The 11,820-nt window shown below is 39.5% G+C and carries 8 protein-coding genes and 1 pseudogene; 6 read left to right on the top strand and 3 right to left on the bottom strand.

The features are described 5' to 3' along the window. The first annotated feature begins 262 nt into the window (after positions 1–262). Complete coding sequence (locus MST17_RS13610) at positions 263–1,591, top strand: alpha/beta fold hydrolase (protein ID WP_180026007.1); 1,329 nt, start codon at positions 263–265, stop codon at positions 1,589–1,591. A gap of 58 nt (positions 1,592–1,649) precedes the next feature. Here MST17_RS13610 and MST17_RS13605 read toward each other — a convergent pair whose 3' ends face one another. Together MST17_RS13605 and nagZ are read right to left on the bottom strand one after the other, a co-directional pair. After that, positions 1,650–2,519, bottom strand: coding sequence for a class I SAM-dependent methyltransferase (locus MST17_RS13605; RefSeq protein WP_180026006.1), 870 nt, complete (start codon positions 2,517–2,519; stop codon positions 1,650–1,652). A 130-nt stretch (positions 2,520–2,649) separates the two neighbouring features. After that, the gene (gene nagZ / locus MST17_RS13600) at positions 2,650–3,672 is read right to left on the bottom strand and encodes a beta-N-acetylhexosaminidase (RefSeq protein ID WP_180026005.1); all 1,023 of its coding nucleotides are present in this window, start codon (positions 3,670–3,672) and stop codon (positions 2,650–2,652) included. A 200-nt stretch (positions 3,673–3,872) separates the two neighbouring features. Between nagZ and MST17_RS13595 the strand changes: the two genes are divergently transcribed. From MST17_RS13595 to MST17_RS13585, 4 genes and pseudogenes are all read left to right on the top strand, one after another. After that, positions 3,873–6,083: a carboxy terminal-processing peptidase gene (locus MST17_RS13595; RefSeq protein WP_180026004.1), complete on the top strand. Its 2,211-nt coding sequence runs from the start codon at positions 3,873–3,875 to the stop codon at positions 6,081–6,083. Positions 6,084–6,514: 431 nt separating this feature from the next. Continuing rightward, positions 6,515–8,581: a bifunctional diguanylate cyclase/phosphodiesterase gene (locus tag MST17_RS13590; protein WP_180026003.1), complete on the top strand. Its 2,067-nt coding sequence runs from the start codon at positions 6,515–6,517 to the stop codon at positions 8,579–8,581. Positions 8,582–8,823: 242 nt separating this feature from the next. After that, a pseudogene (locus tag MST17_RS17225) lies at positions 8,824–8,895 on the top strand (hypothetical protein); the annotation flags it as partial. Positions 8,896–9,114: 219 nt separating this feature from the next. Further along, entirely contained in the window at positions 9,115–10,314 is a 1,200-nt protein-coding gene (locus tag MST17_RS13585; RefSeq protein WP_004890115.1) for an integrase arm-type DNA-binding domain-containing protein, read from the top strand. Here MST17_RS13585 and MST17_RS13580 read toward each other — a convergent pair. Further along, positions 10,307–10,528: a hypothetical protein gene (locus MST17_RS13580; protein ID WP_000541018.1), complete on the bottom strand. Its 222-nt coding sequence runs from the start codon at positions 10,526–10,528 to the stop codon at positions 10,307–10,309. The two genes, MST17_RS13585 and MST17_RS13580, sit on opposite strands and share 8 nt — an antisense overlap. A gap of 214 nt (positions 10,529–10,742) precedes the next feature. Between MST17_RS13580 and MST17_RS13575 the strand changes: the two genes are divergently transcribed. Further along, the gene (locus MST17_RS13575; RefSeq protein WP_067666701.1) at positions 10,743–11,633 is read left to right on the top strand and encodes a hypothetical protein; all 891 of its coding nucleotides are present in this window, start codon (positions 10,743–10,745) and stop codon (positions 11,631–11,633) included. Positions 11,634–11,820 lie beyond the last annotated feature (187 nt).

Raw genomic sequence — 11,820 nt, 5'->3', positions numbered from 1 at the left:
CCTGTGACTGAACAATGAAGCACTTAAGTGCATATTCGACTGTACATGCTGACCAGAATTAACATTTTGAAATTGTTTTTAGAACAAAAGTAGATAAGCGGCGGGGATATCAGTTGCTTGTAAAATGAACCTCTGTATAGAATGAAACAATAGCGACATTGAAGTCGTACAAATAACGATTAAAGAGCAGGACGCTAAGTCGAGCAGAGTCTCTAAATGAATTCCTGACAATAAAAATAAGGCAGGAATGGAGGAAAGGAATATGAATTCCATTATCCAAATGGATCCCACCGTACAGGAAAGTACGCATTACAGTTTTTTCGATCTGTATGACAAGCAAAGCTTTAAACAGCCTGCCAGAACGACATGGATTGATGGCTGGAAGGTCGAATATATGGCCATTGCACAACCTGAAACCATTCATCGCACCCCGATTGTTATTATTGGTGGGGCATTTCAAAACTTTAATTCCTACAAATATTGTGTCGAACAATTATTTGCGGCAGGCCCAATTATTTTAATTGATTTACCCTCCATGGGCTCAAACCAGCAAATTACCAATGTCGATACTTCGGTGTCGGCAGGGACTTTAGAGTTGGGTGATCTGGCACAGATGTTAGGCGTTTGGTTGGATATCGTCGGGCTAGAAAAAGTATCCGTGATGGGGATGTCGCTCGGTTCAGTGGTGGCTGCAGGACTGGCGGATCAACGTCCTGAATTGATTGACCGCATGATATTGATGGGCGTAATGCAAAAAACGCGCAAGAGCTGGCGCATGTTGCTTGAAGAATCCTTGCATTTGATGAAAGAACAGCGCATGGATGAATTTGGTCAAGCGGTGATTTTGTATTTGGTTAATCATGCCAAACTGGATGTGACGCGGATGTCACCGACAGCAAAGCGTTTGTTCTTTAGACAAATGGCTGAATTCACCAATACCGAACAAGAGCGTTATGACATTAACTGTAACCGTTTGCTGCGTTTGCAAGACGTGCCGATTCCACAGTGTGATGTATTGGTGTCTTGCGGGCAGTACGACAGTTTTACTTTGCCACATGAAAATGCGGGCTTTGCCTTGCAATGTCCGAATATGCAATTTGCCATGATTGCCAATGCGGATCATTTACCGCAGTTGCAACGCCGTAAGGAAACCATGAATTTGTTTGCAACTTATCTACGCGGTGAGTCTATTCAGCAGTTGGATGGGATCATTCCAATGAGCCGAGAGCAAATGCAAAATATTGAACGCCGTGGCGAAGCGCGTGTAAGTGTACAACAGCCATTCACGCATTTATCTCATCGCCATTCAGACCTCGTGGTTGAAACTCAAATTACGGATTTAAATTATTTCGGCGTGTTGCTGAATGTACAGGCTGAAATGTTGGACTCCATGCACGCATATCCTCGGGATTTGGCATTACATCTAGAAGATGAAGAAGGTGAGTTTAAAATTGAATGTCTCATCTTTGACGTTGTAGATACGCAGGTTCGTGCTTTGTTTAAGCATGGTAGTTTTGAGTTGGCGGAGCGTTTATTGCGCTTTGTACAACGCCAAAAAGAAGATGTGTTGTTATTAGAAGCCGTAAGTTAAAACATGAACATATATTAGAAGCCGTAAGTTAAAACATGAACATATAAAAAACAGCGCGTTAGCGCTGTTTTTTTGTTTTGGCATGGACCATCCAAACCAAATCGCCACAGTGCTGCTCTGCATCGTGGAAAGGAATCACTTGTTCTTGTTGCTGTTGTGGAAAGTATAAGGCCGGCTGAACGACGTCTACTTCTTCAAATCCTGTATGACTGAAAAACTGCTGTAATTCAGCAGGGGATTGAAAATGAAAAGTAAAAGCGCTGCGAGACATGACTTTGAGTAATTTACTACTGGCCCAAATAAAACGTGCTAAACGGTTCTTGACGGGTTCAGGATAGATGTCGGTCAGATAATGTAATTCCTGAAATGAGGCGCCATATTCGGTGATCCCTTGCAATAATTTATTCAGTAGCGTTTGATCAAAATAATTAATTAGCCCTTCACTAATCACCACCAAAGGACGTTCAGGGTTGAAACTCTGAAAAATACGTTCAAAATCTTGTGTGAAAATGTCGCCAGTTAAGACCTCGGGGGCATGCGGGTCAATCTGTTTGAGTGCCTGTGTTTTGATTTTTGCCATATCCGGCAAGTCGAGTTCACGATAGTTAATTTCAGGATGCTTGGTGCGAAAATTCCAACCACGCGGGGAAAGGCCACAGGCAATTTCGAGGACTTGTAGCTGAGGGTGTTGGGTAATGAGTTGATCTAAATGTTGATCGATCATGGCATGGCGCTGTTTAAGCGTCGAACGCATGCTACCGCCCACATTCTTTTCTGCCCAGCTTTCTAAAGGATGGACTAAACGTGCTAAAAATTTACCTTTACGTGTGGCAAAAATGGGATGCGAAATCCCCATGCTGTACCAAATATAGCCGGTGTAATGTGCAGTAAAGGAAATGTGTCGATGTTCCGATAAACTTTGTGTCATGTCGTCCTGACCTAATGTTGTTTTTATTGGCAATTTTTGTATAGCGCCGAAGCACTTATTTTGTCTTCATCATAAATCAAAAAGGAGCACCTTGTCGTGCTCCATTTTCTAGAATTTTGAAAGTCTTGGATTAGCAATATTGATTTTTAAAATCCACAATACGGTTACGCACGTTTTGCCAGTCCGCTCCGAGTTCAATGCTTTGTCCAATCTCAATTTGTGGGATTTTACCGCGCATACGTTCTAGGCGTTCTTGATTTGGGAGAGCCAAGTTTTGAATGCCATCCAGCGCAATGCATGCAGATTCACGGTTATTACATACAAGGCCCATATCACAACCTGCATTTAATGCTGCTTGCATACGAGCATCTGCGCCGCCAGCGACACAAGCGGCTTGCATGCTTAAATCATCGGAGAATAAAACGCCATCAAATTGGAGCTCTTGACGTAAGACTTTCTGAATCCAATACGGTGAAAATCCAGCAGGATTAGGATCAATATTTTCATAAATCACATGCGCAGGCATTAAGGCATCAAGCTGTGGTTGCAGTTGAATAAAGCTTTGCATGTCTTTTTGGTAGATCTCTTCATAACTACGATGGTCAATAGCAGCAGCGACGTGTGAGTCTGCTTTCACTGAACCGTGGCCTGGGAAATGCTTACCTGTAGATGCCATTCCTGCACGTTTCATACCTTTTAAGAAAGCACTTGCCAGTGGAATGATATCTTGCATATTTTTGGCAAAACCACGGTCACCAATCACATCACTAACATCATTTAGGTCCAGCACTGGTGCAAAACTAAAATCGATGCCGACCGCAAGGACTTCGGCTGCCATCAACCAGCCACATTGTTCAGCCAGTTCAACAGCTTTTTCAGGTTCAGTTAAGTAAAGTTCTCCAAACTTACCCATAGCTGGTAGGAGTGTGAAGCCTTGTTTTAAGCGTTGTACACGACCACCTTCCTGATCGACCGCAATTAAAATATCAGGACGAATTTGACGCATATGGTCGGTTAGGGCACGAACTTGTTCAGGAGATTCAATGTTACGACCAAATAAAATCATGCCGCCAACTTGTGGTGCCTGTAATAGTTCAATATCTTCTTGGGTAAGTTCTGTGCCAGCAATGTCGAGCATTAATGCGCCAATCATATTCGGTGTCCGTGTTGGAATTTTTAAGGAAAAACAATACCTGAATTCTGCAATGATTTGCTACACTTTGTCAGCAGAGAATATGATAAAACTACACGACATAAACATATTAAGTTGTTTAAGATTTTGAATCTATTCAATTCAGGTCGAAAACCAACACGGTAATATTGGTCTTAATACCAAGGAAGTACAAATTATTTATGAAACTTCAAACATTAGCTTGTGCCGTTGCGATTGCGACAGGTGGATTCTTTTTCACTCATGTGGTGAATGACGCAATTGCTGCCAATAATACAGAAGCAGTGAGCGCGGGTACCATTCAGCCCACACAAGAGCAAGCCTTGGTCTCACGTCAGCTTGCAACATTGGTAGACCGTCAACACTATTTAAATCAGCGTTTAGATGTTAATACATCTAACCGTATTTTAGATTTTTATATTGATAGTTTAGACGCTGAACATACGTTGTTCTTGGCATCGGATATTGAAAATTATAAAAAACGTTATGGCTCAACTTTTGGCGCAAATCTCAAAGCGGGCAATTTAACAGGGCCGTATGCCATTCATGCGCAATATCGTGAGCGCTTAAAACAGTTCTACACCTATATGTTGGAAGAGCTGAAAAAGCCACAGAATTTAAATCAACCGAATAACTACATCGAAACCGATCGTGAAAAAGCGCCATTCTTTAAATCGACAGAAGAACAGCGTGCGCATTGGAATAAAATGTTGGTCTCTCAGCTGATCAACTTAACCATCAGCAAAGAAGAAGAGAAAGCCAAACAAAAAGCGTTGAAAGATGACCCAACACTGGCAAATGGTCAAGACTTAACAGGTCCTGAAGACTTAACACCTGTACAGACTTTAACCAAGCGTTATACACGTCAGTTAGAGCGGATTAGTCGTTTAAAAAGCGATGATGTGCTTGATAAAACTCTGAATGCCATGATGCTGACGTATGATCCGCACAGTAATTACTTTCCACCTGTAGATGCGATGGAATTGAACCGTCAAACCACGCTGCAATTGGAAGGGATTGGGGTATCGATCCGTCCTGAACGTGGTAATGAAGACTACACCAAAATCGAGACGATTGTGGAAGGTGGGCCAGCCAGCAAATCAGGACAAGTGAAGTCAGGCGATCGCATCGTTGGTGTTGCCCAAGATGGCGACAAAATGGTCGATGTGATTGGTTGGCCGAGCAATGAAATTGTCGGACTGATTCGTGGTAAACGTGGCACCAAAGTGACTTTACGTTTATTGGGTGCTGGTGCGTCCATGAATCAAGCGCGAAATGTCACTATTGTACGTGATGTAATTCAAGAAGAAGATGCAGGCGTGCGTTCACGTACCGTTGAAATTGAACGTGATGGCAAAAAACATAAGTTTGGTGTGATTGAAATTCCATCGTTTTACTTAAACTATCGTGCACGTCGTGCGGGTACAGATTACCGTTCTGTGTCGGAAGATACCAATAAAGCTTTAAAAACTTTAGATGCGCAAAATGTTGAAGGCATCATCATTGACTTGCGTAACAACCCTGGTGGCTCACTTGAAGAAGTAGCACGTATGCTTGGACAAGTGATTAAATCAGGTCCAGTGGTGCAAATCCGTGATGGTAATGGCAATGTCAGCGTGTTTGAAGATGATGATGGTGGCGCGCAAACTTATGCAGGCCCATTGGCGGTATTGATTAATTTGGCTTCGGCTTCTGCGAGTGAAATTTATTCTGCTGCGATTCAAGACTATGAGCGTGGTGTGGTGATTGGTAGTACCACAACGGGTAAAGGAACAGCGCAGGTACAACTTGACTCTTTAGCCTATGGTCAAGCAACCTTAACGCAACGTAAATTTTACCGAGTGACGGGCGGCAGTACCCAAAATAAAGGGGTCGTACCGGATATTAAGCTGGTCGATATTTACAATGAAGAGTTTGGTGAGCGTAAATCGAAAAATGCTTTACAGTGGGATACTATTCCAACTGCACCGTTTAAACGTGAAGGCTCGATCCAAGCCTATGTTCCAGATTTGATTAAGTCATCTCAGCAACGCGTCACGATTGATCCTCAATTTAAGTATTTAGAGCAACGTACAGCGATTGCAAAAAAGACGGATGAGCAAAAGCGTGTGGTACTCGACTTAACGAAGCGTAAAGCTGAATTGTTGGCACTTGAGCAAAAGTCTTTGGATGCTGAAAATCAACGTCGTAAAGTGGTGGGTCAAAAGCCTTATGCCAACTGGGAGAGCTACCAAGCGTCTATGGATGCATTGGTGGAAGCACGTGCGAAAATGAAGGCGAACCAACGTCCAGCACTGCCTGAAGAAGAAGTCTTTGTGATGGAAGCAGCGAATGTGCTAATGGACTATGCCAAATTACAAGGTACGAATCCAACAACAGCAGCCAAAAAGTAAGCCATTCATCCATAAAAATATTGAGCTGATTGCTTAAGTTTTTGACGGAAAAGATGAATTTACCTATTGAGAAATAGCGAGCTACGGCTCGCTATTTTTTTGTGTAGAGAGGCATGATTTAAATCTAGAAAACAATATAGAAATCAATCTAATTTATTCATTTTATTATGGTTAGAAACTGTTCTAAAATAAAAACCACCTGATGCATTTTTTATCAAAAGTTTAAGTTTTAGTGAACTTGATCAAGCTTTCTTTTTTTAAATTAATCAGTTGCTTAAAATCTTGAAAGAAAGACTTGACCATTATCGTAGACTAATAGATTCTAAGGGAAAATAAGTAAGTAATTGAAAACGTAACAAGTTAAAGGGAAGAGATAGATTGGGTAATTCGGTTAAAGAAAGTGCCACGATAACCTAAGCGGAACGCTTGATATGACTCATATTCATTATGATTACAGTCTGGTCGCTGGTTCAATCGTAGTTGCATTATTAAGTTGTTACTTTGCTGTTTCACTCGAACAAATGTTGTTTCGTGGAACACGACCAAGATATGAAAATGTCATTTTATTCTTCAGCGGTGCAATTTTAGGTGCTGCGATCTGGTGCATGCATTTTGTAAGCATGATAGCCAGCCATTTGCCTTCAAGCCATAGTTTCGATACCAGTCTGACCCTGATATCCTATTTTATTGCTTTCGTTGCTTCCACTTTTGCTGTGTGGTTAACCACACGACAGACATTACCTTTTCCTCGTTTAATTTTAGGTTCAGTGTTAATGGGCCTTGGCATTTCCGGCATGCATTATACCGGTATGCTGAGTTTAGCCGTTCAGGGCTATGAACAACGGTATGAACCTTTAATTGTTATCTGTTCAATTTTAGTTGCGATCTGTGGTTCGGGTTTGGCCTTTTGGATGACGTTTAAAAATAAATATTCGCCAAAACGGAATATTTTGAATGTCTTTGTCGCATTAATGCTGACTTTTAGCATTGTGGCTATGCATTATATTGGTATGGCGGCTGTTGATTTTGTACCGCTAAACTCGATGGATGTATTGGTGGCAGCGCAGATAAACCATAATTTATTGCTGTTTATTGTCTTATTTGTCACCAGTTTATTGTTGATGGCAGCCTTTAGTGTAGCGGTATTAGAACAACGTTTAGAGCATCGCAGTTTACAGTTGATGCGTGCAAATCGAGAATTGGCCAATCAAGCGGTACAAGACAATTTGACCCGTTTACCTAATCGACTGTTTTTGGCTGAATATGCACATTTTCTATTTACAGAGCATCGCTTAAGACAAGATAAAATTGCTTTTATTTATATTGATATCGACCGTTTTAAAGCGGTCAATGATGTGTTTGGACACCATGTGGGTGATCAATTGCTGATTCAAATTGCCACGCGAATTCATCGTTTAATCGATGATCAAGCCAAATTGCTACGAATCGGTGGCGATGAGTTTCTGATTGTGCTTGAGTCGGCAAGCAATGACTCTGCGACAGCAATGTCTGAAAAAATATTGGAATTGATGCAAGAAAGCTTTTTGATTGCAGGCAAGGAAATCAATATTTCAGGCAGTATTGGTATTGCGATGTACCCTGAACATGGTGCGAACCTACAAGATCTGCTGATCAATGCAGATACAGCAATGTTGAGTTCAAAGTATCAAGGGCGGAATACCTATTCATTTTTTAATTATACCGCTGACCAATTTGAAGAAAAAAGTCAGACGAAACTGATCAATGATTTATATAAAGCGGTAGAAGAACAACAATTTATCTTATTTTATCAGCCAAAATTCAATGCCACTGATCGTGAAATTTGTGGGGTTGAGGCCTTAATTCGTTGGAATCATCCAACCTTAGGTATGCTGACGCCAAATAAGTTTATCAATGGTGCGGAAAAAACTGGACTGATTATTGCCATGGGCTATTGGGCGCTTGAAGAAGCCTGTAAGCAAATTCAGCACTGGGAAAAGCTGAATATGCCGCTGTATCCGATTGCGGTCAATTTATCGGCCATCCAGTTTGAGCATAAACATTTATTTAGTACTTTAGAGTCGCTTTTTGCACGTTATGAAATTAACCCGTCAAATTTAATTATTGAAATTACCGAGTCAACAGCGATGCATCATATCGATGCCAGTATCGTGACTTTTGAACATTTGAGACAGATGGGGATTAAAGTTGCGATTGATGACTTTGGAACAGGACATTCAAGTTTCTTGTATTTAAAAGAACTACCTGTAGATGAGCTGAAAATTGACCGTGAATTTATCCGCAATTTGAGCGTTGGCTCTAAAGAAGAAATTATTTTAGAAAGTATTATTCACTTGGCAATTCGACTGGGGCTAACAGTCACTGCAGAAGGTGTAGAGACAGAACAACAAGCAGAAATTTTAAAACGTTTAGGTTGCCAACAGTTACAAGGATATTTGTTAGGAATGCCGATGCCAGTGGTACAGCTTGAAGAAAGCATGAAAGCGAAAGTTGAATAAGGTCATTTGTAGTCTGATCGCATTGCCAATGTGTATAGAAAAAAAGAAAATGAAATGTGCTATATCGTCGATAAAAACAGGTCGTCATCCAATGTAAAACATCAAGACACGCCACGCTAAGATTTTGACTCAACCCGATGTGGTTGATTATTTTTAATGGTCAATCTGATACAATATCGCCAATTTTCCATATTGATCAGATCTGATCTTTTGCACTGCGAGTTTTGCAGTAGGTGTCTTTCATGAGTTTTAAAGAAGAATTAGCGACACAGGTCGCTCAGCGACGTACTTTCGCTATTATTTCCCACCCAAATATTTGATATCTATTCAAGCCCATTCAACCTATTTCAAATATGATAATAAAAGCATTGTAAGTGCTGTAAAAATATAAAAATATTGATATTCTTTATCTGGTATATCTTTCAACCCCATTCAATAGATTTCAAGTCTAGTCAGTATGTTTGTGTACATATGTGTGTACACATTTTCTAGAATTTTCTATTTGAAAAAAATATGTACACAGGTGGAGTAAAATGCCTTTAACAGATACGTGGCTTAAGAAGAATCTAGATCGTGAACGTTCAGCTATACATACAGAGTCTGATCAAGATGGATTGAGCGTTCGTGTTTCTCAAAAAGGAAAACTCACTTTTCAGATGCGTTTTCGATATAACGATAAGCAAGCTCGTTTAGACTTGGGAACCTATCCAAATATGAGTCTTAAAGAAGCTCGTATTGAATTGCAGAAAATGAAAGCAATTTTAGAAAAGGGACATGACCCGCGTATTCATAAAAAAGTAGAGCTTCACAAGATCACAGAGGCTATAACTTTTGAAGCGTTATTTCGTGAGTGGCATGCGAAATATAGTATTCCTAATAAAAAGAATGCAGATCAATATTTAAGATCATTTGAACTTTATGTTTTCCCAAAGTTAGGTAGCATACCTGCTGAGCAAATCACATTACATATGTGGTTAGATTTACTAGAAGAGCAATTTAAACAGTCGCCATCGATAACTGATCGCATTCTTACGAATACAAAGCAGTGTTTGGATTGGGGGATTAATCGAAAATTAATTGAGCAAAATCCCATAAGACATATCACTGGAAAGCGTGACTTAAATATTAAGAAAAATAAAACTGTTCGAGTATTACAAGATGATGAGTTGTCTTTAATTTTTAAAATTTGTGATGAGTCTAGAACATCATTAAGGAATGTTTTATTTCTCAAGTTATGTTTGTTTTATGGTAATCGATATAGTGAGTTGAGGCTTGCACGGAAATCAGATTTCGATTTTAGTAAAAATACATGGACAGTACCGTATGAAAATCATAAGACAGGAGAAAGTAAAGGGGACATTGTTCGACCTATTATTGATGAGATCAAACCGTGGCTTCAGTCTGCAATGGATTTGAGTAATTCTGAATACATTTTCCCACATGAAAATGGCAAAGAGCCAATGGGGCGTAGTGGGCCAACAGATACCCCTTATAACTTCATGCAATTTGCAAGGAAGAATTATAAAATTGAAATGGATCATTGGTCTATGCATGATTTACGGCGTACAGCAAGGACAAATTTCAGTGCGTTTACAAGTAGGGATGTTGCGGAACTGATGGTTGGTCATGTGATGCCTGGGGAACAGGGGACATATGACTATTATGATTATCAAAAAGAGATGTCGAAGGCTTATAAAAAATGGTGGAAAAAATTAAGTAATCTGTCTAGCTAGACAGATTACTCATTTGGTTGTTATTGAAATATTTGATTAGCCATTCGTTAAACGTTTCTTCATCCCAAAGGCTAGTAGAGCCAGCGCATTTCTTAATAGGTTGAGGCATTGGTTGCTCGAACATTTTTTGATTAGGTTGTTGGTAACGCCATAAAGTCGATGCAGAGCAATTTTTGAGTTTGTGGCGAATTTCTTTAGATGTTAAGTAGCCCATATCTTTGATCCTTTTGTGATTATCGCAATTAGATAAAAGAACTAATTTTTTAACCTTAAATATTGGCTGGAAATCAACCTATAATGTTAAAACTATTAGATCAGTTCATTGATGGGGTAACTATAAAATTTAGAAAATGTTTAAAATAGAGCAGTACGCATATCTAGAAATATAGTAGTATTATGCTATGTAATTATCTGTATTTTAATGAATTATGATTGATAAAAAATTATCAAGGTTAGAGCAGCTTGAGCAGGATATATGGTTAAACTTTTGTTACTACTATCAGTGTGAATTGAATAATGAATTAATAGAAACGGAGAATCAATCATATATTGATCAAAAAGAAAAAATCATAAAAAGAATGCAGCAGAATGATTTTCAATTGAGTGAGCAGTCAGCTTTTCATTTAGAAATGATGGGGGATGTGGTTTCAATCCCTTTCAAGCCATTCCAGATTGCACAGCTTTTAATGCAGATAAATACATTAAGACTTGAGATGAATAACTTGCCTGCCAAAATTTTCCAAAGGCAATATTCAGATATTTTAATTGCTTATGTGCAAATTCTTGGTGGGGTGGAGTTTATTCAGAACCGTACACTTGCCAAAAGTGCAAAGGCAATCCTTGCTGTTAAAGCTCGTTACGACAAGCATTTATATCCAAGACGGGAAATTTTATATCGCACTTTAAGAGAGCAGGTGGCGCGTCGTGGCAAATGGGTTAATTTGAATCAAGCTGTTCATTTTGTGCTTGATGATCTGGTCAAAGCTTTTGAGGTTTACGATATTGAATGGCTTCAGTCTGAACTTGTGCTTAAGCAAAACCTGCTTGGGGAGCTGGAGCAGCAGTCAGCTAAGCAAGCCTCTGGTGATTCTAGTGGTGTGAGAAGAAAGCCAGCAGCAATAACTAAAAAAATAAAAGAATTACAAGGTGAACTTAAAATCCTGAATCAGATACTTAAGGCTAAATACCCCTCCAAAGAGATGGAAAAATTCGATTATAAAATGCCATATAGTGGGGGGTACATTGCTGAAACTATTATTCATGAACTAAGAACCCAGCCGGAATTATTAAGGGAAATTTTGCACAGGGATATTTCCTGATGTTTGTTTATTAGAAGTGAATTTTGATTGAGAGAAATAATTTCGATACTGTATCTGTACTTCATAGTTTGTTGCTTGCACAAGTAATTTATTTGTGAAAGCTAATCTAGGAAATATAAAAATACTGATGGATCAAGGGTGGAATTTTCAAGGCAGGAGCACAAGCTTCTGCTTTTTTTGTCGATAA

This window comes from Acinetobacter sp. YH16056_T (assembly GCF_024605895.1).
GTDB lineage: Bacteria > Pseudomonadota > Gammaproteobacteria > Pseudomonadales > Moraxellaceae > Acinetobacter > Acinetobacter amyesii.
This window is presented reverse-complemented; position numbering and strand designations above follow the sequence as displayed.

Coding starts and splice junctions, on each gene's coding strand:
- MST17_RS13610 (WP_180026007.1), top strand. CDS start 263: ATGAATTCCATTATCCAAATGGATCCCACCGTACAGGAAAGTACGCAT.
- MST17_RS13605 (WP_180026006.1), bottom strand. CDS start 2,519: ATGACACAAAGTTTATCGGAACATCGACACATTTCCTTTACTGCACAT.
- nagZ (WP_180026005.1), bottom strand. CDS start 3,672: ATGATTGGCGCATTAATGCTCGACATTGCTGGCACAGAACTTACCCAA.
- MST17_RS13595 (WP_180026004.1), top strand. CDS start 3,873: ATGAAACTTCAAACATTAGCTTGTGCCGTTGCGATTGCGACAGGTGGA.
- MST17_RS13590 (WP_180026003.1), top strand. CDS start 6,515: ATGACTCATATTCATTATGATTACAGTCTGGTCGCTGGTTCAATCGTA.
- MST17_RS13585 (WP_004890115.1), top strand. CDS start 9,115: ATGCCTTTAACAGATACGTGGCTTAAGAAGAATCTAGATCGTGAACGT.
- MST17_RS13580 (WP_000541018.1), bottom strand. CDS start 10,528: ATGGGCTACTTAACATCTAAAGAAATTCGCCACAAACTCAAAAATTGC.
- MST17_RS13575 (WP_067666701.1), top strand. CDS start 10,743: ATGATTGATAAAAAATTATCAAGGTTAGAGCAGCTTGAGCAGGATATA.